At 69.0% G+C, this 21,176-nt stretch carries 22 protein-coding genes; 5 read left to right on the forward strand and 17 right to left on the reverse strand.

What is annotated here, in order from left to right; all coding sequences use genetic code 11:
- Positions 1-7 precede the first annotated feature (7 nt).
- The gene (locus NNW99_RS24850; RefSeq protein ID WP_215121338.1) at positions 8-1,633 is read left to right on the forward strand and encodes an FHA domain-containing protein; all 1,626 of its coding nucleotides are present in this window, start codon (positions 8-10) and stop codon (positions 1,631-1,633) included.
- Between the two features lie 12 nt (positions 1,634-1,645).
- Here NNW99_RS24850 and NNW99_RS24855 read toward each other — a convergent pair whose 3' ends face one another.
- Complete coding sequence (locus NNW99_RS24855) at positions 1,646-2,635, reverse strand: methyltransferase domain-containing protein (RefSeq protein ID WP_215121339.1); 990 nt, start codon at positions 2,633-2,635, stop codon at positions 1,646-1,648.
- 74 nt (positions 2,636-2,709) lie between these two features.
- Here NNW99_RS24855 and NNW99_RS24860 point away from each other — a divergent pair.
- Positions 2,710-3,539 (forward strand): IS5 family transposase gene (locus NNW99_RS24860; protein ID WP_251058078.1). Its coding sequence is split into 2 segments (ribosomal slippage): positions 2,710-3,058 and positions 3,058-3,539, totalling 831 coding nucleotides; the frame shifts between segments, so codons are not numbered across the junction.
- Between the two features lie 51 nt (positions 3,540-3,590).
- Positions 3,591-4,004: a globin gene (locus NNW99_RS24865; RefSeq protein ID WP_215121340.1), complete on the forward strand. Its 414-nt coding sequence runs from the start codon at positions 3,591-3,593 to the stop codon at positions 4,002-4,004.
- 20 nt (positions 4,005-4,024) lie between these two features.
- On the opposite strand, the gene NNW99_RS24870 is transcribed toward NNW99_RS24865, so the two are convergent.
- The 5 genes from NNW99_RS24870 to NNW99_RS24890 all read right to left on the reverse strand — a co-directional run bounded on the left by NNW99_RS24870 (position 4,025) and on the right by NNW99_RS24890 (position 7,541).
- Positions 4,025-4,693, reverse strand: coding sequence for a hypothetical protein (locus NNW99_RS24870; RefSeq protein ID WP_215121341.1), 669 nt, complete (start codon positions 4,691-4,693; stop codon positions 4,025-4,027).
- Positions 4,690-5,103, reverse strand: a complete 414-nt coding sequence (locus NNW99_RS24875; RefSeq protein ID WP_215121342.1) for a thioesterase family protein — start codon at positions 5,101-5,103, stop codon at positions 4,690-4,692. Before NNW99_RS24875 ends, NNW99_RS24870 begins: the two co-directional genes overlap by 4 nt.
- Before the next feature lie 6 nt (positions 5,104-5,109).
- A complete protein-coding gene (gene ettA, locus NNW99_RS24880; RefSeq protein WP_215121343.1) occupies positions 5,110-6,774 on the reverse strand; it encodes an energy-dependent translational throttle protein EttA in 1,665 nt (554 codons plus the stop codon).
- A 144-nt stretch (positions 6,775-6,918) separates the two neighbouring features.
- Positions 6,919-7,329, reverse strand: coding sequence for a PIN domain nuclease (locus tag NNW99_RS24885; RefSeq protein WP_215121344.1), 411 nt, complete (start codon positions 7,327-7,329; stop codon positions 6,919-6,921).
- Positions 7,326-7,541 (reverse strand): type II toxin-antitoxin system VapB family antitoxin, encoded by a 216-nt coding sequence (locus tag NNW99_RS24890; RefSeq protein ID WP_215121345.1) that lies wholly within the window; start codon positions 7,539-7,541, stop codon positions 7,326-7,328. The genes NNW99_RS24885 and NNW99_RS24890 overlap by 4 nt, the downstream gene beginning before the upstream one ends.
- Positions 7,542-7,730: 189 nt before the next feature.
- On the opposite strand from NNW99_RS24890, the gene NNW99_RS24895 reads away from it, so the two are divergent.
- On the forward strand, positions 7,731-8,216 hold the full coding sequence (locus NNW99_RS24895) for a hypothetical protein (protein WP_215124628.1): 486 nt from the start codon (positions 7,731-7,733) through the stop codon (positions 8,214-8,216).
- Between the two features lie 78 nt (positions 8,217-8,294).
- On the opposite strand, the gene NNW99_RS24900 is transcribed toward NNW99_RS24895, so the two are convergent.
- The 11 genes from NNW99_RS24900 to NNW99_RS24945 form a co-directional block, all read right to left on the reverse strand.
- The gene (locus tag NNW99_RS24900; RefSeq protein WP_255986527.1) at positions 8,295-8,810 is read right to left on the reverse strand and encodes a hypothetical protein; all 516 of its coding nucleotides are present in this window, start codon (positions 8,808-8,810) and stop codon (positions 8,295-8,297) included.
- A gap of 1,295 nt (positions 8,811-10,105) precedes the next feature.
- On the reverse strand, positions 10,106-10,372 hold the full coding sequence (locus tag NNW99_RS39185; protein ID WP_370869158.1) for a hypothetical protein: 267 nt from the start codon (positions 10,370-10,372) through the stop codon (positions 10,106-10,108).
- Entirely contained in the window at positions 10,372-10,878 is a 507-nt protein-coding gene (locus NNW99_RS24905) for a hypothetical protein (protein WP_215121347.1), read from the reverse strand. Before NNW99_RS24905 ends, NNW99_RS39185 begins: the two co-directional genes overlap by 1 nt.
- 965 nt (positions 10,879-11,843) lie before the next feature.
- Complete coding sequence (locus NNW99_RS24910) at positions 11,844-12,065, reverse strand: hypothetical protein (RefSeq protein ID WP_184592772.1); 222 nt, start codon at positions 12,063-12,065, stop codon at positions 11,844-11,846.
- Positions 12,066-12,158: 93 nt separating this feature from the next.
- Entirely contained in the window at positions 12,159-13,130 is a 972-nt protein-coding gene (locus NNW99_RS24915; protein WP_215121348.1) for an N-acetylglucosamine kinase, read from the reverse strand.
- A complete protein-coding gene (locus tag NNW99_RS24920; RefSeq protein ID WP_215121349.1) occupies positions 13,121-14,386 on the reverse strand; it encodes a 6-phospho-beta-glucosidase in 1,266 nt (421 codons plus the stop codon). Before NNW99_RS24920 ends, NNW99_RS24915 begins: the two co-directional genes overlap by 10 nt.
- 6 nt (positions 14,387-14,392) lie before the next feature.
- On the reverse strand, positions 14,393-15,289 hold the full coding sequence (locus tag NNW99_RS24925) for a carbohydrate ABC transporter permease (protein ID WP_215121350.1): 897 nt from the start codon (positions 15,287-15,289) through the stop codon (positions 14,393-14,395).
- Entirely contained in the window at positions 15,286-16,230 is a 945-nt protein-coding gene (locus NNW99_RS24930; protein WP_215124444.1) for a carbohydrate ABC transporter permease, read from the reverse strand. Before NNW99_RS24930 ends, NNW99_RS24925 begins: the two co-directional genes overlap by 4 nt.
- A 17-nt stretch (positions 16,231-16,247) precedes the next feature.
- A complete protein-coding gene (locus NNW99_RS24935; protein WP_215121351.1) occupies positions 16,248-17,591 on the reverse strand; it encodes an ABC transporter substrate-binding protein in 1,344 nt (447 codons plus the stop codon).
- Between the two features lie 61 nt (positions 17,592-17,652).
- Complete coding sequence (locus NNW99_RS24940) at positions 17,653-18,945, reverse strand: ROK family transcriptional regulator (protein ID WP_215121352.1); 1,293 nt, start codon at positions 18,943-18,945, stop codon at positions 17,653-17,655.
- 235 nt (positions 18,946-19,180) lie between these two features.
- On the reverse strand, positions 19,181-20,260 hold the full coding sequence (locus NNW99_RS24945; RefSeq protein WP_215124445.1) for a mechanosensitive ion channel family protein: 1,080 nt from the start codon (positions 20,258-20,260) through the stop codon (positions 19,181-19,183).
- A 352-nt stretch (positions 20,261-20,612) separates the two neighbouring features.
- Here NNW99_RS24945 and NNW99_RS24950 point away from each other — a divergent pair, with 352 nt between their 5' ends.
- Positions 20,613-21,149, forward strand: a complete 537-nt coding sequence (locus NNW99_RS24950) for an HNH endonuclease (RefSeq protein WP_215121353.1) — start codon at positions 20,613-20,615, stop codon at positions 21,147-21,149.
- Positions 21,150-21,176 lie beyond the last annotated feature (27 nt).

Here is a 21,176-nt window from a genome sequence, read left to right on the forward strand (position 1 = left end):
GGCCGACATGCCGACCTGCCCGAACGGACACCAGTCGGGTTCCGACGACTGGTGCGAGGTCTGCGGTCACCGCATGGCGGGTGCCGTGCCTCCGCCCCCTCCACCGCCCCCGCCCGGCGGCTACGGCTTCCCGCCCCCCGGCGGCCCGGGTGGACCTGGCGGTCCCGGTGGCCCCGGTGGCCCGCCCGGTGGTCCCGGCGGTCCTGGTGGACGCCCTCCGCACCTGTCCGCCGTACCGAACGCCGAGCCGGAGCTCTGCCCGCAGTGTCGTACGCCGCGTGAGGGCGGCGCGCCGTTCTGCGAGGAGTGCCGGTGGAACTTCCTGACGAACACGGCGACCTCGTACACCCCCGCGGCCCCGCCCCCGCAGGCGCCCGGCCCCGGCGTGCGTTTCCAGCCTCCGGGCCAGCCCGGTCCCGGCCCGTCGGGCCCGTCGTACGGCGGCGGCGACTCGTACGAGTACCAGGGCTCCCGCCCGTCGCAGATGAACCGCCCGGCCGAGCCGATCCCGCCGTTCGGCAGCGACCCCTCGGGCCCTCCGCCTCCTCCCGGCGGCGGCTTCCCCGGCCCGGGCGGACCCGGTGGGCCCGGTGGCCCCGGCGGTTACCCCGGCCCCGGTGGCCCTCCCGGCCCCGGAGGACCCGGCGGACCCGGCGGCCCCTCCGGCCCTGGTGCCGGTGGTCCCCCCGGACCGCCCGGATTCGGCGCCGACCCCTCGCGGCCGGTCCCGCCGCCGCCCGGCCCCGGTGGTCCCGGTGGGCCTGGCGCACCCGGTGGTCCTGGCGGCCCCGGTGGCCCCGGCGCTCCACAGGCCTTCCAGCAGTCCGGCCCGCCGGCCCCGCCCGGATTCCCGCAGGAGACCCAGCGGCCGCCGCAGCAGGGCGGTCCGTTCGGCGGCGGTGAGGACGACTGGGTGATCTCCCCGCCGACCACCGGCCCCGGCGGTCCAGGTGGCCCCGGCCCCGGTGGACCTGGTGGCCCCGGCGGTCCTGGCGGCCCCGGTCCCGGTCAGGGCGGCTACGGCTTCCCCCCGCCCGGCGCGACGCAGGCCCCGCCCGCTCCCGGTCAGGGCGGTGGCTACGGCTTCCCCCAGCCGGGCGCGACGCAGGCCCCTCCCGGCCCCGGTCAGGGCGGTGGCTACGGCTACCCGCAGCCCGGTGCCACCCAGGCCCCGCCCGGTCCCGGCCAAGGCGGCTTCCCGCAGCAGCCCCAGGCGCCGCAGGGACCGTCGACCTGGACCGCGACCATCGGCCCGGACCGCGACTACTTCATGGCGATGATGCAGCGCTCCGGCCCCGAGGCCGCGGGCCTGAACCTGCCCGCGTACTCGCCCGAGCAGCAGCGCACGCTCACCGGCAACCAGCTCACGATCGGCCGCCGCCGGCACTCCACCGGCGACACCCCCGACGTCGACCTGGCGGTGCCGCCGGAGGACCCGGGCGTCTCGCACCAGCACGCGGTGCTGGTCCAGCAGCCGGACGGCAGTTGGGCGGTCGTCGACCAGAACTCGACGAACGGCACGACGGTCAACGGCTCGGACGAACCGATCCAGCCGTTCGTCCCCGTACCGCTGCAGGACGGTGACCGGGTGCACGTGGGCGCCTGGACGACGATCACGATCCGCCGGGGCTGAGCCCCACCAGGTTCAAGAGGGGAGGGGCCAGGCGTACGGCCCCTCCGGGTCGTCCAGCCAGGCCCACTCGTGCTCGCCGCGGACCGTGATGCCGTAGCGCTCCCGCTGCGGCATGCCCTCCTGCTCCCACAGCGCGTGCGCCTCCTGCGGATCGAGGCTGCCGCGGGTCAGGGTCAGCAGGAAGCGGAACAGGTCGTCCTCCCTGGCCCGGCGCGGCACCCCGCCCAACTGGGCGGGTTCGCCCCAGGACCGGATCCCGCCGCGCAGCGGCACGAAGTAGGCGGGCGTGTGCAGGAAGCGCCCCTCGGCATGTCCGGCGTCGCTCACCGTCAGCACGATCAGGCCGGTGCCGAGCGGCATGAGGATCCGGCCGCCGGGACGGCTCTGCGCGAGCCAGGCGCGCGGCACGGTGTTCAGGGCGCAGGTGGCGATGATCCGGTCGAACGGCGCACGCTCGGGCACGCCCCGGGCGCCGTCGCCGGTGACGACGACCGGCTGGTATCCGGCCGCGGCCAGATGCCGGCGGGCCGACTCGGTGATCTCCGGGTCGAGGTCGACGGTGGTGACCTTGTCGTCGCCCAGCCGGTGGGCGAGCAGCGCCGCGTTGTAGCCGGTGCCCGCGCCGATCTCCAGGACCGCGTTCCCGTCCCGCACGCACAGCGCGGCCAGCATGTCCGCCATCAGGGAGGGCTGGCTGCTGGAGGAGAGCAGTTCGCCGTCGCGCAGCCGCGTCGCCAGCGGGGTGTCCTCGTAGGCGCCGACCACCCACCGCTCACGCGCCCGGGGGTCGGGGCTCTCGCCCCAGCGCCGCTCGTAGCCGCCGGCGACGCCGACGTAGTAGTACGGCACGAAGAGATGGCGCGGGACCGCGGCGAACGCCTCGCGCCACACCGGGTCGGCGGCCCAGGCCCCGCTCGCGTCGATCCGGCGCACCAGTGCCGCCCGTGCGGAGGCGGCGAGCCCGTCCGGTTCCGGTTCCCTGTCGGGAGCATGCCCGCCCATACCCCCACAGTAAGGGCAGCGGAGCTGGTCCTAGGTCGTGTCCGCAAAGTGGCGGCGTCGTTGGTTGGTTCGTGGTGCGTCGTCATGAGCTGACTGATGAGTCGTGGGCGGTGATCGAGCCGTTGCTGGCTCCTCCGCGGATGGGGCGTCCGGTGCGGGATCGTCGGCAGGTGGTCAACGGCATCCTGTGGAAGCTGTCCACGGGGGCGGCCTGGCGGGACCTGCCTGAGCGTTACGGCCCGTGGAAGACGGTCTACGAACGTTTCCGCCGCTGGTCGGCAGACGGCACCTGGGACCGGCTGCTGGCCCAGGTCCAGCAGCACTGCGATGCCGTGGGCGCCGTGGACTGGACTGTCGTCTGCGTCGACTCCACGACTGTGCGGGCTCACCAGCATGCGGCCGGGGCCCGAAAAGGGGGCTCTGGCCGGGCGAGGCGATCGGCCGGTCCCGTGGCGGGCTGACTACGAAGATCCACCTGGCCTGTGATGGGCAGGGCCGGCCGCTCGCCTTTACCCTGACCGCTGGGAACGTCAACGACTGCACCCAGTTCGAGCAGGTCATGGCCCGCATCAGCGTCAGCCGACGCGGGCCCGGCCGGCCCAGAACGCGGCCCGATCGGGTCGTCGCGGACAAGGGCTACTCGTCCACGAAGATCCGCTCCTACCTGCGTCGGCGGGGCATCAGAGCCGCGATCCCAGAGCGGATCGACCAGATCAACGGCCGCATCCGCCGAGGCGAAAGCCTCTGCCGACTCGACCGGACCACCTACCGGCGCCGCAACCTCGTCGAGCGCTGCTTCAACAAGCTCAAGCACAACAAGGCCCTGGCCACTCGCTACGACAAACGCGCCCGCCACTACCAAGCCATGGTCACCCTCGCCTGCCTACGCCTCTGGCTCCCCTGACTTTGCGGACACGACCTAGGGCTTGAGTCCTATGTCCCCGCGTCTGAGAGCATGGAGGGCGTGAATGAGATTCGGCGCGGCACGCTTCAGGAGCAGACCTTCTACGAGCAGGTCGGCGGGGAGGAGACCTTCCGCCGGCTCGTTCACCGTTTCTACGAGGGAGTCGCCGAGGACCCGCTGCTGCGGCCCATGTATCCCGAGGAGGACCTGGGCCCGGCCGAGGAGCGCCTGGTGCTGTTCCTCATCCAGTACTGGGGCGGTCCGACGACGTACAGCGACAACCGCGGCCATCCCCGCCTGCGGATGCGGCACGCGCCCTTCACGGTCGACCGCGCGGCGCACGACGCCTGGCTGAAACACATGCGGGTCGCCGTCGACGAACTCGGGCTGTCCGAGGAGCACGAGCACACGCTGTGGAGCTACCTGACGTACGCGGCGGCCTCGATGGTGAACGCGCCGGGCTGAGGTGAGAGACGGCGGCGGGTTCAGCGGACGCTGACGTCCAGCGCCCCGAGTCCGGCACGTCGTACGGCGACGGATCCGTACGGCGTGCGCAGCCGGAGCCACGCGCCCGAGGAGAACAGCCCCAGCGGCACTCCCGGCCGCAGGAAGCCGAGCGACTGCGCGGCGTGCACGACCCGCACGGGGAGGGCGGTGTCGCCGACCGTACGGGACCAGATGTCCCGCCCGATCCGGTCCAGCTCGGCCCTGGTGCGCCCCTCGGAGGGCAACTCCTGCGTACGGGACCGGAACTCGGCGACCACGGCGGCGACCAGGGACCGCAGGGCGTCCGGCGTCGGCAGCCCCGGCTCGGCCCGCCAGCCGCCGCGCGGCGGCAGTACACCGGCCCACGGCGGCCCGGTCACGGCACCCGGCACGACAGCTGTCGCGGCCTTCTCGTCCACCGACTCCAGCAGCTCACCGGCGGACACGGTCACATCCAGCGTGACATCCAGCCCGTTCTCGTACGGCTTCGCCAGCCGCACCGCGCGCACGGCCAGCACCTCGAAGGACGGCGGCCGTCCGAAGACGGCCAGTGCGGTGCCCGCCGCCTGCAGGCGCACCGCGGCTCCACGGTCGTAGTGGAGCAGCCGGGAGAGGAAGGCCGCGAGATCCGCCGCCTCCCCCTCGTCGACGAGGTGCAGGACCGTCATGCGGCGACGGCCTCCTCCTCGGCGTCGTCCGTGTACTCCTCGAGGAACTCCCGCTCCTCCGCGGTGATCCGGCGCGGACGCTGGGCCTCGAAGTCGAACGGCACGACCACCGTCGAGGCCCGGACGTAGACCACGTCGTCGTCCTTCACCTCGTAGGTGATGGTGAAGGACGCGGCCCTGATCTCGGTGATCCACAGCTCGATGTCCACCGGGTGGTGCCGGTGGACGAGCTGCCGCTTGTAGTCGATCTCATGGCGTGCCACCACCGACCCCTGCTGGAAATCCTTCTCCGGCCGGAAGAGGAAGTCGATACGGGCTTCCTCCAGGTAGCGCACGAAGACCGCGTTGTTGACATGGCCGTACGCGTCCATGTCCGACCAACGCAGCGGGCAGCGGTAGATGTGCCGCAAGATCGATCAGCCCCGGGTCAGCTTCTTGTAGGTGGCGCGGTGCGGACGGGTGGCGTCCGGGCCGAGCCGCTCGATCTTGTGCTTCTCGTACGACTCGAAGTTGCCCTCGAACCAGAACCACTTGGACTCGCCCTCGTAGGCGAGGATGTGCGTGGCGACCCGGTCCAGGAACCACCGGTCGTGGGAGACGACCACGGCGCAGCCCGGGAACTCGAGCAGCGCGTTCTCCAGGCTGCTCAGGGTCTCGACGTCGAGGTCGTTGGTCGGCTCGTCGAGGAGCAGCAGGTTGCCGCCCTGCTTCAGGGTGAGCGCGAGGTTCAGGCGGTTGCGCTCACCGCCGGAGAGCACCCCGGCCGGCTTCTGCTGGTCCGGGCCCTTGAAGCCGAACGCGGAGACGTAGGCACGGCTGGGCATCTCGACCTGGCCGACGTTGATGTAGTCGAGCTCGTCGGAGACCACGGCCCACAGGGTCTTCTTCGGGTCGATGTTCTCGCGGCTCTGGTCGACGTACGAGATCTTGACGGTGTCGCCGACCTTGATGGAACCGGAGTCCGGCTCCTCCAGGCCCTGGATCATCTTGAACAGGGTCGTCTTACCGGCGCCGTTCGGGCCGATGATGCCGACGATGCCGTTGCGCGGCAGCGTGAAGCTGAGGTCGTCGATGAGGACCTTCTCGCCGAAGGCCTTGCTGAGGTTGTTGATCTCGACGACGACACTGCCCAGACGCGGGCCCGGCGGGATCTGGATCTCCTCGAAGTCCAGCTTCCGCATCTTCTCGGCCTCGGCGGCCATCTCCTCGTAGCGGGCCAGACGCGCCTTGGACTTGACCTGACGGCCCTTGGCGTTGGAACGCACCCACTCGAGCTCTTCCTTCAGACGCTTCTGCCGCTTGGCGTCCTTCTGGCCCTCGACCTTGAGGCGCGCGGCCTTGGTCTCCAGGTACTTCGAGTAGTTGCCCTCGTAGGGGTAGAGGCGACCGCGGTCGACCTCGCAGATCCACTGGGCGACGTTGTCGAGGAAGTACCGGTCGTGGGTGACCGCTACGACAGTGCCCGGGTACTTGGCCAGGTGCTGCTCCAGCCAGTTCACCGACTCGGCGTCGAGGTGGTTGGTGGGCTCGTCGAGCAGCAGCAGGTCGGGCTGCTCAAGCAGCAGCTTGCACAGCGCGACGCGGCGGCGCTCACCACCGGACAGGTTGGTGACGGGCCAGTCGCCGGACGGGCAGCCCAGCGCGTCCATGGCCTGCTCCAGCTGGGCGTCCAGGTCCCACGCATTGGCGTGGTCGAGGTCCTCCTGGAGCTTGCCCATCTCCTCCATGAGCGCGTCGGTGTAGTCGGTCGCCATCTGCTCGGCGATCTCGTTGAACCGGTCGAGCTTGCCCTTGATCCCGGCGACACCCTCCTGGACGTTCTCCAGGACGGTCTTGTCCTCGGTCAGCGGCGGCTCCTGCTGCAGGATGCCGACGGTGTAACCGGGCGTGAGGAAGGCGTCACCGTTGGACGGCTGCTCCAGCCCCGCCATGATCTTCAGGATCGTCGACTTGCCGGCGCCGTTCGGGCCGACGACGCCGATCTTCGCTCCCGGGTAGAAGCTCGTCGTCACGTCGTCGAGGATCACCTTGTCGCCGTGCGCTTTGCGCGCCTTGCGCATGGTGTAAATGAACTCAGCCAAGAGAAACCGTCCGGCAGCTTGAAACTGGCAGTGGGCAGATACACCCCATCTTGCCGTACGGCCAGGCTTTGGCGGAAACGCGTATGGCCGGGGGCTGCTGAACTGGGGGTTCGTGGCGGTCGGCTGGTTGATCTACGAGGTGGGTCATCTGAGGTCGATCATCCGTACGGGTTGGCCGGTGGTACGGGCGATGGTCTCGAAGTCCCGGTCGTGGTGCAGCAGCGTGAGTCCGGCCTCTTCGGCGGCGGCGGCCAGAAGCAGATCGACCGGGCCCGCGCTGCGGTGCTCGCTCTTGGCGGTGAGCTGCTCCTGCACGACGCGACAGCGGCGGTAGACGCCGTCCGGCATGGGGCACCAGGCGTAGTGACCGTCGAGCGCCGCCTTCAATCGCGCACGGTCCGCCGCCGAACGGGCCGAGTAGAGGACCTCTAGTTCGGTGATGTCGCAGATCGCGACGAGGCCGACGGCGATCCGGTCGTCCCACTCGGCCGTGTTCTGGCCCAGCAGGACGCGGGCCAGTGCGGAGGTGTCGATGAGGTAGTCGGCGACGCTCACGGCCGGTACGTGCTCTTGTCCAGGAGCAGGTCCATGTCCAGCGCACCGTCGGCCACCAGCTCACGGGCCTCATCGAGCGCACGCAGCCGCCGGTAGCGGGCGGTGACCTCTCGCAGGGCGGTGTTGATGGTGTCGCGTTTGGTGGTCGTGCCGAGTTCCGCGGCGGCGGCTTCCAGGGCCTCGTCGTCGAGATCGATGACTGTGCGGCTCATGGTGACCTCCTTGTAAATACGGTGGCGTATATCAGTATACAAGATCGAATGTATCTGACGGGTTCCTGTGGACGGCCGCGCTCTGTGGGTGGACCGGGCTCGCTTGAACCAGTGGGGAACGCCTGAGTCAGGCCGTAGCGGAGCCACTGTCCATGTCCGGGGGAAGGGGGCGCGTGGGAGTATCCGGGCGTGGAGATCACGGCGGCACTGCGGCCGATGCTTGGCTCGCTCGCCAAGGCGGACGGCGTCTTCGGCCGTGTTGGACGGGCTGATGCCGGCACCGTTGAAGAACATGTCTACGACCTCGTCCTTGAGGCGCAGGAAGCCTGGGCGTCCTATGCGGTAGCGGGCGCGCAGGGGCCGACCTCGCCTGCCGAGGTGGGCGAGGTATTGAAGAAGACCACTGAGGAACAGGCCATGGCTCTCATGACCTGTCTGTCTGCGGAGGATCTGGTCTTCCCGGGCCGGATACGTCGTGACCCTGAGCATGCGCGTCGAGCTGTCGAACGAGTGGTGAGGTTGTTGGGGTGGGGCGCGGTCTGGTGGACGAACATCGAACCGTTCGATGGGGGCGGGCATGCGTGGAGCCCGGTGAGCCGGCACACCTTTGACGGGGTAGTTGCCGGCGTGGGCAATGGTGCTGTTGTTGCTCTGCTCCAGGTGGGCGATGACTGATGTAGGGAAGCCGCGAACCTGAGCACCGTTATAGGAGAGTGGGTGTGGTGTCTTGAAGGCGACCCGCGGCGCTCCTCGTCAGTCGGCGGTCGCGCCGGGGCGGGGATCGGCCGACCAGATGCAGTCGCCGAGGGCGGGAAAGGGAACTGGCGGACCGGCCGCCGTGCGAACCGCTTTCAGGCTGGCGCTGTCCGTCCCCAGGCTGGCGACCACTGGGTGGGGAAGCACGTAGAACTCCCACTGGGCCGTGTCGAGCGGGTTGAAGACAGCATGTTCACGGGCGGTCTGGACGGCGAAAACGTAGACGTCGGCGTTGTACGACTTCGCCTCGGAGTAGCCGCGATCGGGTGACCACGTGCGAGCGCGGAGCCCAGTGAAGCGGACTTGGGACGGTGCTCGTTGATCCCAGGCTTGCAGGTATGCGCCGGCCTTGACTTCGATGCGCAGTCCGTCGTCGGTCTCGACATCGTGGCTTGCCCATTCCACACGGGGTTTGGATGAGCCGACCGCTTGGTGGACCAGAAATTCGGCGAACAGGCCGCGTGTGTTGTTCATGCGGAGGTCCGGCATGGCGAACCGCCAGAAGTCGACCACGGTCGCCTCCGGGACGCCGACGATTGCCTCGTCGCCGCGGAGCGGGGGCATGGGGCCGCGGGGTCAAAGGCAGACGAGCAGACTCCTCCATGGGCCGCAGTCTGCCAGGTCGGTGGGGCATCGACTCTTGCGTATCTGCTGCCGACAGCCCTTGCCAAGGCGTTGGTTGGATCGCCTCGAAGGGCGGAGCCGAGTCCGTGCTCCGACGCTTAGATCATTTCCATCTGATTCCGGCGCTGACCTGGTCGAACGACCCCATCAAGACATCCTCGGGCTCAGCGGGTCTGCCCGTGATTCCCTTCGGTTCCATGCTCCGCCTGGCGCTTGTGGTGCGACTCGTCGTCGGTAGTGCAGCCAGTGCGCAACGAGGTCACTTCCTGCGGCGCCTGCCCACGTTCTTCTTCAGCTCGGCCTGACCGCGTTTCGTTCAGTCGCCTTGATGGCGGTAGCAGTGCGACGTGCCCTTCATCGTCTTGTTCTGGCAGCGGCCTCCTGCCGCGGTTGGCCAACCGCAACTGTGGGGCGAGTTGCGCGGCGTCAAGTTGGTGCGTCAGTACTATCCAGGACGGCGCCGACGCCCTGATCATTTCACTGCCGACCGCTGGACCTCGGGGCTTCACCCAGGCCTTCTGCCACCTGCGAGCCGCCGACGCCACCAACGGTCAGAGCGCCACTGCCGACGGTCGGCAAACGGGTCGGGAAGGGTGCGCTTGAGGTACACAGTGTCCAGAGAGACCACTTGGCGCCCCAACTCGGCGCGAGCCCGGACAGGCAGCAGTTCCAGGACCAGCTCGAGCACGTCGCGGGCATGCCTCACGTCGTCAAAGGAACAGCCGCGGCACGAGCACTCCGCGGCTTGCGGATAGACAGGCCGACGTCCAGGCGGTTCCAGAAACGCTTGGTAACGCCGCAGCGCACGGTCTGTGGCACCGGGATAGACGTAATAGTCGGCCGACAGCCTCTCTGCTCGATGTATAGCGAGGCTGGTGCGGGCAGAGAGCCCATGGATTCGATCCGGCGGCGGGTCCTCCCAGACGCGAGGACCTTGCTGTTCGACGCGCAGGGCGCCAGGCCGTCTACGCGGCATCGGCCTTTCGGTATGCAGTCATGAACGTCATGATGCCAGCACTCACGCCCCTGCGGTCAGGAGTAACGGGAGAAGCTAAACCGGACCCGTTTGAAACGGCTGCTACTGGCCCTCCTCGGCATCAATCCAGCCAGACCGAAGGCACCGTAGCTCGCCCTCCATGATCTCCACGACGAAGAATTGTGCACCGCCATCGACTCGAAGACCGTCAATCAGGTGGTGGAGACTTGGCCGCAACGTCGTTCTCGCCCGCTTTGGAGTCCTCCATCAGCTGCGCAACGGCTCTCTGTACCGCCTCTTCGTTGTCGACGTCGCTCACCGTGATTGCGATCGTTTTCCCATTCCGTTCGATAGTGATCGTCGTACTTGCCCTACGTCCACGGGTTGCCCGCCAAGCTATGATCGCCGCTGCGAAAGATGCTGCGGCGACTCCGCCGGAAAGAGCGCTGCCGATTACTGCGAGAAGTGGGCCCATTACTGCTCCAACTCTGCCACTAGGGCGCCGCTAAAGCTGGTGACAAGAGCAGTCGAGAAAAACCACAATGAATAGGTGCACACGAAAGACTCGTCTATTCGCTGCTTGTCGCCCAGGGCTGCAGAAATATCAGCGAACCACAGTGTCGTGAAGACAGCGATCAGGACGTTTCCGCAGCCTAGGAGTCGAGGTATGACTCCGAATCTCGCATGCTTCATAGTGAACGCCTGCCCCGCAGCGGCAGCGGACAGCCCGGTTGCGACGATTAACAACTCGCCGTGGCCGATAAGGTCCGTCAGGGTTCTTTCGCTGCCGCGCGTTGCGCCGATGAAGTAGCCGGCAATGATTGGCATGACTGCGAAGACGACGCCGAATGTAAACCAATTGACCATTTTGACGGTCGCCAGCTTCCATTTCGGGTGCGTGGTCGCGCCCGGCGTCGTGTGGCCAGGCGGCGACGCCCCTGCAGTGCTACTCCCAGGCGTACCGGTTGAAGAAGTCGACATGAGCCCCCGTTCTGCGCTCAGTGCAGCGTCGTCTCGTAGTTGTAGCGCAGAGCACGGCGGTCAGGCAGGGTTTTCGCGGTCCCGAAGCCAGTCATCACAGACCGCGAGCAATGCTCGAGACTTGTGAATCGAGCTCGGGAAGCGCACGAAGGGCGTACCTTCCCGAGTGAACGGCTGATGGTCATCTCGGGGTGCCGCAGGTGGACGCTGTGCTCCCCGCTCGCCGTCGCCCGGCTGATCGCCGCCGGACGGCGCTGCGCGCAGTCGGGGGCGGAAGAGTGACCGAGACCGCGTGCGAGCCGATCCCTGATTCCCCTCAAGTGACGCCCACGCAAGCCGCCTTCGTGCGCTTCGCCGAGCACTGCGCCACCTGCCGGACCTGCCGTGCCATGGACGAAGACGGGGCCAACCTGAACCTCCCCTGTGCGGAGCAGGACCGGCTGCGTGAGGAGTGTCGGCAGGTGGGCCGGGCCGGGGCGCCGGTTGGGGAGGGGGCCGGTGAGTGGGGGCGGGAGTGTGGTGGAGCGGAGGCTGCCGCTCGCCGGGCCGGGGCCCGTGAGCGGCTGTGCGGAGTGCCGGTGGTTCGGCAGTCAGCGGGGGGCTGCCAGGGCAGCGAGGGACATGTCTCGTGTCTCCGATGGCGATGTCCGGATTCGTCGTCAGCCTCACGGATCGCGCCGTGATCGTCGACGTGCCCGGTCGGGGGCCGAATCCGGGGCGAGCGTTATCCCTGGCGGGTAGCCGACACAGGCCCGAGGTCCTGGCCCGGGGCGACGAACGGCTCGTCCTCTCCGAAGTCCGGGGCCTGGAAGGGGTTCATGGCCGGCGGGGGCGATGCTGTGGCAGGGGAGCGGGGCGGTCCGTCCGGGGCGGAGAACGGCGAGGTCAGGTCGATGAGAGGTCTCCCTATGAGTCCAAGCCCCCCGTTGGGACCTGGCATGCGGTGAGCGGGTGCTGCGGTCGTACTACAGCTTGGTCATCTTCGCGTACGGGCTCAGGATCCGCTGCTCCACCGAGCCGCCGAAGTTCACGAGCGCCGCGATTCCCTCCTCGATGCCGATCACCCGGCCGAGACCGTAGATGTCGTGGGTGACCTGGTCGCCGACGGCGAAGTGCTTGGGGGCCGGCACGACCGGGGGTTTGAAGGGGCTGGTGGGCAGGTGGCGCTTCGCGGAAGGCTTTGTCATTGCCTCAGTATGCGCCCGCGCGTACCCCCGTCACAGCGGCTGTTCACGAACGTTATTCGAACGCCTGCCCGCCGAGCCCTCGTCTCGCGCCCCTCACACCCCGAAATGCGTCCGCAGCCGCCCCTGCGCCCCCTCCCTCGCGCCCACCCTGTCCAGCCCCAGCAGGGCCGCGCCGAGGACCGGGCCGGCCGTGACCGTCTGTGGGATCGCCTTCGGGGCCCGGTCGGACAGGAGGTCCTGGATTCGGCCGTTCAGCTGGGGGTGTTCGGCCGCCAGGACGCCGCCGCCCAGCAGGACCGGGGTCGGTTCGTCCAGCAGGTCGAGGCGGGTGAGGGCCACCACGGCCATGGCGACCACCTCCTCGGCCTGGCGGTCGATGATCGTGCGGGCGATCGGGTCTCCGGTCGCCGCCGTCGCGAAGAGGACCGGCGTCAGCTCGTGGCGGCGGGATTCGGCGATCCGGTCCAGGTGCAGGGCCTCGATCAGGGCGTACATGGTCGGGAGGCTGAAGTGGGCGGGGAGGGTCCGGGACAAGGCCGTGGCGGGGCCGCGGCCGTCCTCCGCGCGTGACGCATGCCACATCGCCTCCTCCGAGAGGCCCCAGCCGCCGCCCCAGTCGCCCGAGACCCTGCCGAGGGCGGGGAAGCGGGCCGTGCGGCCGTCGGGGTGCATGCCGACGCAGTTGATCCCGGCGCCGCAGACCACCGCTACTCCCCGGGGTTCCGTCACCCCCGCGCGCAGGATCGCGAACGTGTCGTTGCGGACCTCCCCTGTTGTCCCCCAGGCCCGTGCGTGCAGCGCCCTCTCCAACTGGTCCTCCTCGGCCGGGAAGTCCGCGTTGGCCAGGCACGCCGAGACGTGGGTGACGGAGGTGAGTCCGGCGGTGGTGAGGGCCCGGGTGATCGTCTCGGCGAGTGTGTCCATTGCCGTGTCCAGGCCTACCGCGGGTGGGCGAAAACCCGCCCCACGCGCCCTGGCCAGGACTTCTCCGTCCGCCGTCACGATCGCCACGTCCGTCTTGCTGTTGCCGGCGTCGATGGCGAGGACGGTCGCGGTCAGGCCCACGCGAGGTGCTCCCGGTTGTGTGCGATCAGCCGGTCCGTGAGTGTCTCTGCGTACTCGTACTGGGCGATGAGGGGGTGGGAGAGGAGGGCCTGGAAGACGCGAGTGCGGCCGCCGTGCAGGGCCGCCTCCAGGGCCAGGTGCTCGTACGCTGTCACGTTCGCCATCAAGCCCGCGTAGAGGGGGTCCACCGGGGCGACGGGGAGGGGGGACGCGCCCTTCGTGCCCACCGCCGCCTGTACCTCGATCACCGCGTCGTCGGGGAGGAACGGCAGCGTGCCCCGGTTGTAGGTGTTCACCACCTGGTACGGGGTGCCGGCGCCGCCCAGCAGGGCCGCCGCCAGGTCCACCGCCGCCTCCGAGTAGTACGCGCCGCCCCGTTTCGCCAGCAGCTCCGGCTTTTCCTCCAACGACGGGTCCGCGTACATCGTCAGCAGTTCCCGTTCCATCGCTGCCACCTCGGCCGCCCTCGACGGCTTCGTCCGCAGTTCTCGTACGACCTCGTCGTGCGCGTAGTAGTAGCGCAGGTAGTACGACGGGATCACACCCAGGCAGTCGAGCAGCGCGCGCGGCAGGCGCAGGTCGCTCGCGATCGTGTCGCCGTGGTCCGTCAGGAGCTTGGGGAGGACGTTCTCGGCCTCCGGGCCGCCCAGGCGTACGCCCGTTTCCCAGGTGAGGTGGTTGAGGCCCACGTGGTCCAGGTGGATCTCGGGGGGCTCGACGCCCAAAAGCGCCGCGAACTTGCGCTGCAGGCCGATCGCCACGTTGCACAGGCCTACCGCCTTGTGGCCCGCCTCCAGCAGGGCGCGGGTCACGATGCCGACAGGGTTCGTGAAGTCGATGATCCAGGCGTCGGGGTTGGTGCGGCGGACGCGGTCCGCGATGTCGAGGACGACCGGGACCGTGCGGAGGGCCTTCGCGAGGCCGCCGGCGCCCGTTGTCTCCTGGCCCACGCAGCCGCAGTCGAGGGGCCAGGTCTCGTCCTGTTGGCGGGCCGCCTGGCCGCCGACGCGGAGCTGGAGGAGGACCGCGTCCGCGCCGTCGACCGCGCGGTCGAGGTCGGTCGTGGTGGTGATGCGGCCGGGGTGGTCCTGGCGGGCGAAGATGCGGCGGGAGAGGCCGCCGACCAGGGCCAGGCGGTCTTCGGCCGGGTCCATCAGGACCAGTTCCTCGATGGGCAGGGTGTCCCTGAGGCGGGCGAAGCCGTCCACGAGTTCGGGGGTGTAGGTCGAGCCTCCGCCGACCACGGTGAGTTTCATCTGCGTCTAACCCTTTACTCCGGTGAGCGTGACACCCTCTACGAACGCCTTCTGGGCGAAGAAGAACACGAGGATCACGGGGGCCATGACCAGCACGGTGGCGGCCATGGTGAGGTTCCAGTCGGTGTGGTGGGCGCCCTTGAACGACTCAAGGCCGTAGGAGAGCGTCCAGGCGCCCGGGTTCTCCGAGGCGTAGATCTGCGGGCCGAAGTAGTCGTTCCACGCGTAGAAGAACTGGAAGAGGGCCACTGCGGCTATGCCCGGTTTGGCCATCGGGAGGACGACCTTGAGCAGGGTGCGCAGGTCGCCGCAGCCGTCGACCCTCGCCGCGTCCAGGTATTCGTCGGGGATCGTGGTGAGGAACTGGCGCAGCAGGAAGATCGAGAACGCGTCGCCGAACGCCATGGGGATGATCAGCGGCCAGAGGGTGCCGGAGAGGTCCAACTGCTTCGCCCAGAACAGGTACATCGGGATGATGATGACCTGCGGCGGCAGCATCATCATCGAGATGACCAGCATCAGCGCCAGATTGCGGCCTCGGAAGCGGAACTTGGCCAGGGCGTAGGCCACCGGGATCGAGGAGATCACCGTGAGGGCCGTGCCCAGGAACGCGTAGAACAGGGTGTTCTTCCACCACGTGAGGAAGCCGGGGGTGTCGAAGACCCTGCGGTAGTTGTCCCACTCCCAGGTGTGCGGGATCAGGTCGCGGCTGAGGGCCTGGGTGTCGCTCATGAGCGAGGTGAGGAAGACGAAGACGAAGGGGAGGGTGAAGAAGAGGGCCGCCGCGATGCCCAGGGAGTGGATCGCGATCCATTCCAGCAACGCCCTTCGGCGGGCCGTGCGTTCCGCGGGGGTGGGTGGTGCCTTTCTCAGCCCCACCGGCTTTTCCAGTACGTGCGTCATCGTTCACCTGCGTTGATCAGGCCGCCCTTGCGGCGCATCAGGAGTGCGGTGAAGGCCATGGAGAGGGCGAAGAGAACCAGGGCGACCACACAGGCGGAGCCGTAGTCGAAGCGCTGGAAGCCCAGGTTGTAGACGAGTTGGGGGAGGGTGAGCGTGGACTTGTCCGGGTAGCCGGGCTCGAACTGCGTGCCCGCGCCCTGGATCACGCCCGACGCGACCTTCCCGGCGATCAGCGGCTGTGTGTAGTACTGCATCGTCTGGATCACGCCGGTGACCACCGCGAACATGACGATCGGCGAGATGTTCGGGAGCGTGACGTAGCGGAAGCGCTGCCAGGGCGTCGCGCCGTCCAGTTCGGCCGCCTCGTACTGCTCCTTCGGTACGTCGAGCAGTGCCGCCATGAAGATGACCATCAGGTCGCCGATGCCCCACAGGGCCAGCAGGGTGAGGGCCGGCTTCGACCAGGTGGGGTCGTTGAACCAGCCGGGTGTGGGGAGTCCGGCCTTCTCCAGGAGGGAGTTGACCGGGCCTGTGCCGGGGTTGAGGAGGAAGGCGAAGGCCATGGTGGCCGCCACGGGCGGGGCCAGATAGGGCAGGTAGAAGAGGGTGCGGAAGACGCCCGTCGCCGTCTTGATCTTGGTGATCAGCAGGCCCACGCCCAGGCCGAAGGCGACCCGGAGCGTGACCATGACGAGGACCAGCCACAGAGTGTTGCGCAGGGCGGGCCAGAAGAAGGGGTAGTGCTCGAAGACGTACGTCCAGTTCTTCGTGCCCGACCAGGTCGGCGGCTTGAAGCCGTCGTAGTGCATGAAGGAGAAGTAGACGGTGGAGAGCAGGGGGTAGGCGAAGAAGACCGTGAAGCCGATCAGCCACGGGGAGAGGAAAGCCAGGGTGCGGAGCGTCGAGCGGCGGTGTTTCGCCCGCAACGTAGAGGTGCTCACGGCAGGGCTCGTGGTGCTCATGGCTGCTTCGCCTGCGCGATGTCCGTGTCGATCTGCGCGGCCGTCTTCTTCAGGCCCGCCTTGAGATCGGTCGCCTTGCCGCTTTCGTAGGCGTAGCCGAACTCCTGGACCGTGGTGAGGTAGACGCCGCCGTTGACGGACGCGGGGGCGGTCGTGGAGTTCGGGTTGGCGGCGATCTCCAGGAACGTCTTGAAGCGCGGGTCGTACTTCAGCTTCGGGGACTTCAGGGCCGCCAGCGTCGAGGGGACGTTGTGGATGGCGTTGGAGAAGTTCACCACCGCGTCCGTGTCCGTGGTCATGTACTTCACCAGCTCCCAGGCCGCGTTCTGCTTCCTGCTGGTCGCCGCGATCCCCGCGATGGTGCCGGTGATGTAGCCCTTGCCGTACTGGTCGGCCTGGTCGTCGGGGACGGGCAGCGGGGCCACGCCGATGTCGAACTTCGGCTTGGTGTCCAGGGCCATGCCCAGGCGCCACTCGCCGTCCAGCTGCATGGCGACCTGGCCGGTGTGGAAGGGGTGCTTGGGGCCCCACTCGTCGCCGAGCTTGGAGCGGTAGGTCTCCAGCTTGCGGTAGCCGCCGAGTGCGTCGACCAGCTTCTTCTGGACCGTGAACGCGGCCTCGAACGCCGGGTCCTTGCCGACGTTCGACTTGCCGTTCTTGTCGAAGTACGTGGGGGAGAACTGGCCGAGGTAGTGCTCGGTGGTGGTCTCCCAGCCGTGGTAGTTCGGCATGAAGCCGAGCTGCTTGTAGGTGTCGCCCTGGGGGATCGTCAGCTTCTTGGCGACCTGCTCGAACTCGGACCAGGTCTTGGGCGGGGCGGTGATGCCGGCCTTCTCGAACGCCGTCTTGTTGTAGTAGAGGCCGTACGCGTCGCCGAGGAGGGGGACCGCGCAGCGGTCTCCGTCGAACTGGGTGTACTCGTTCATCGCCTTCGGGAAGGTCTTCTCCGGGTCGACGCCGGACTTCTCGAAGAACGGGTTGAGGTCCACCAGGGCACCGGAGGAACAGAACTTTCCGACGCTGTTCGTGGTGAACGACGAGATCACGTCCGGGGCCTTGGCGCCGCCGGTGCGCAGGGCCTGGTTCATCTTGTCGTCGGTCATGTTGCCGACGACGTCGACGTGGATGTTGGGGTGCGCCTTCTCGAAGCCGTCGACCAGGGACTGGACGGCCTTCACCTCGCCCGGCGCGCTCCAAGCGTGCCAGAAGTTGATGGTCGTCTCCTTCGAGGCGTCGTCGCTCGCGGCGGAGTCCGACTGGCCGGTGCACGCGGTGGCGAGGAGGGCGAGGGAGGCGGAGGCGGCGAGCGCGATGGCTGCTTTTCTGGATATTCCGGGCATGGCGGAGCTCCCTGTGGCACGGGGGAAGAGGGGAAGGACGGAAAAGCGGGGGGGGGTGGGGTCAGCGGGAGGTGTCGAAGACCTCGTCGCGCGTCGACGCGAGCGCGCTCTCCAGCGCGCCGCGCAGCACGGGATGTTCACGGACGTCGCCCACGACCAGGCGGGGGCGTGACGCGGCCAGCTCTTCCAGCTCGGCCTGGACGAGGGCGCGCAGGATCTCGCCGCCCGAGGCGAGCGACGCGCCGCTCAGCACGACGAGCTCGGGGTCGAGGACCGAGACGAGGGAGGCCAGACCGGTGGCCAGCCGGGTCGCGTAGGTCTGGAGGAGGAGGCGATGGGGTTCGTCGCCGGCCTCCGCCGGTCCGGGCGCCAGGGGGGTGGCGGGGTCGGTCTCCGCCGACCTGGACGCCAGGCGTGCGGCGGCCTCGGTTCGCGCCGCCGCCCGGGCCACCAGTTCCGCCGCGGCCTCGGCGTACGGCCCCTGCGGGATGTCCTCGATGCCGAGTTCACGGGCCAGCCGGGGGACGGCCTGGGAGCCGGCCAGCTCCTGGTAGCCGCCGCTGTTGGCCTTGGTGACCTGACGGACCAGGGGGGTGCCCGGCACCGGCAGGAAGCCGACCTCGCCGGCGCCGCCGCTCCAGCCGCGGTGCAGCCGGCCGCCGAGCACCAGGGCGGCGCCCAGGCCCTCCTGGTTCCACAGCAGCACGAAGTCCGCGTGGCCCCGGGCCGCACCGAGCCGCTGTTCGGCGAGCGCGACCAGGTTGACGTCGTTCTCGTACTCGAACGGCATGGGCAGGGCGGCGGCGAGCTCGTCCAGGAGGGTGGGGGAGTGCCAGCCGGGGAGGTGGGAGGCGTAGCGCAGACGGCCCGTGGTGGGGTCGAAGGCGCCCGGGGTGCCGATCACGAGACGGTGGATGTCGGCCCGGGCGAGGCCCGCCGCCTTCACCGCGCCGTCCAGGGCGTCGGTGACCTGCTGGACGACCGGGGTGCCGGTGCGCCTGCCGGGGGTGGGCAGTTCGTGCCGGCCGACGGTGCGGCCGGTGATGTCGGAGACCGCGGCGAGTATCCGCTCCGGTGTGACGTCGAGCCCGGCGGCGTATCCGGCGGCCGGGTTGACCTCGTAGAGCTGGGCGTTCGGGCCGGGCCGGCCTTCGGTGGTGCCGGTGGCCAGGACGAGGCCCGCCGCCTCCAGACGGGCCAGGAGCTGCGAGGCGGTCGGCTTGGACAGGCCGGTGAGCTTGCCGATCCGCGTACGGGAGAGCTGTCCGTGCTCCAGCAGCAGGTCGAGGGCGGCCCGGTCGTTCATGGCGCGCAGGACGCGTGGGGTGCCCGGCGTGCCGGCGGTTCCTGCCATGCGTGTCCACACCTGCCCTTCGGCTGCTCAGCTTTTCAGTGATCACGGGGAGAAGTCCATCGAGACCCGTCGACCACTGTCAGGATCACTGTTAGGAAAGTTTCCTATCGGTGGAGAGGAAGCTAAACCCGGCACCTTCGGGAGTCAAGAGGCCACGAAGAACAAGAGGGCATGAAGAAAGGGCGGCACCCGGCCGAGCCGGATGCCGCCCTCCCGTGAGGCCGCTACATCGCTGCTACTTCGTCGTGCTCGTCGGCGCCGCCGGCGCGAGCGGGGACGCCGCCGCCGACTGCGGAGACGTGGCGTTCGCGTAGACCGACGGGGCCGCCATCCCGGCCGTCGGGTCGACGAGCTGTTCCTCCGCCGAGGCCGTGGCGCCGCCGACGATCCGGATGCCCGCCGCGTCGAAGGTTCGCTTGATGCGCCAGCGCAGCTCGCGCTCCACGGTCAGGGACTTGCCGGGCATGGTCTTGGCCGAGACGCGCACGACCATGGAGTCCAGCAGGACGCTGTCCAGGCCGAGCACCTCGATCGGGCCCCACAGCAGCTCGTTCCAGGGCTCCTCGGCGCCCATCTTCTCGGCGACCTCGTCGAGCGTGGCCTTGACCTTGTCCAGGTCCTCACCGGAGTGGACCGTGACGTCGACGTTGGCGGTGGCCCAGCCCTGGGAGAGGTTGCCGATGCGTTTGACCTCGCCGTTGCGGACGTACCAGATCTCGCCGCCCTCGCCGCGCAGCTTGGTCACGCGCAGACCCACCTCGATCACCTCGCCGGAGGCGACGCCCGCGTCGACCGTGTCGCCGACGCCGTACTGGTCCTCGAGGATCATGAAGACGCCGGACAGGAAGTCCGTGACGAGGTTGCGGGCGCCGAAACCGATCGCCACACCGGCGACACCGGCCGAGGCCAGCAGCGGGGCGAGGTTGATCTGGAAGGTGCCCAGGACCATCAGCGCGGCCGTGCCGATGATCAGGAACGACGCCACCGAGCGCAGCACCGAGCCGATGGCCTGCGAGCGCTGACGGCGGCGTTCGACGTTGACCAGCAGTCCGCCGATCGCGCCGCCGTCCAGGGACGGCACGTTGCGGTTCATGCGGTCGATCAGCTTGGTGATCGCCCGTCGTACGACGACCCTCAGCACCACCGCTATCACCACGATGAGCAGGACCCGAAGGCCGATCGCGAGCCATGTCGACCAGTTCTGCTCGATCCAGCCCGCGGCGTTCGTCGCGCTCTCGTGGGCGTCCTGCAGCGAGGGCACTCTCGGGCTCTGGGTGCCCGAGGGGGTCGGCGACGGCGTAGGGTCGGCGGCCATCGATACGGCGTCCGCGGGGGACAAGGACACGGCGAGTACCTCCAGGTGCAGCGGTCTGCCCCGGTGGGGTGGTTCGGGGGTCTTCGGGGGATCAAGGTCACGACTGGGTCACCGAAGGGGCAGAACCACCACACTAACGGGGCATTGTGTGTGTTCCCTCGGAATGTGTGAAGGAGAGACCGTGCTCACCTGGGCTTGAACAGGCCATGCTCGGGGGGATGAATCAGATGTGGTCGAAAACACTCCCAGCCCGTTACCGGGACATGGTGGCGCTTCCACCAGGCATGAGGAGAGACTGACTACGAATCGTCCCGGCGCGAGCCACGCGCCGCCGGCGTCCAAGGAGGCATCCGTGCCGCATGTCCTGGTCCTCAACGCGTCGTACGAGCCGCTAGGTGTCGTACCGCTCCGCCGCGCGCTCGTCCTCGTCCTCGAGAACAAGGCCGTATGCCTCGAGGAGTCCGGCGCCTTTCTGCACAGCGCGACCGTCACAGTCCCCGCACCCAGCGTGGTCCGGCTCAAGCGATTCGTCCGGGTTCCCTATCGGGGGCCCGTTCCACTGACCCGCCGGGCGCTGTTCGCCCGTGACGGGGGCCGGTGCATGTATTGCGGTGGCGTCGCAACCAGCGTCGACCACGTCATCCCGCGCAGCCGCGGGGGCAAACACGTCTGGGACAACGTGGTGGCGTCCTGCCGCCGCTGCAACCACGTGAAGGCCGACCGACATCTCTTCGAGATCGGCTGGCGGCTGCGCCACAAACCCGCCCCGCCCTCCGGCCTCGCCTGGCGCATCATCGGGACCGGGCACAGGGATCCGCGCTGGATGCCGTACTTGCAGCCGTACGGCGCGGAAGACGCCATGGCCCGGATCGACGGCATTCCTGCCTGACGACGATCCGGGCTTTCGTATGGCCGC

Origin of the sequence: Streptomyces sp. CRCS-T-1 (assembly GCF_024442335.1) — a bacterium.
GTDB lineage: Bacteria > Actinomycetota > Actinomycetes > Streptomycetales > Streptomycetaceae > Streptomyces > Streptomyces koelreuteriae.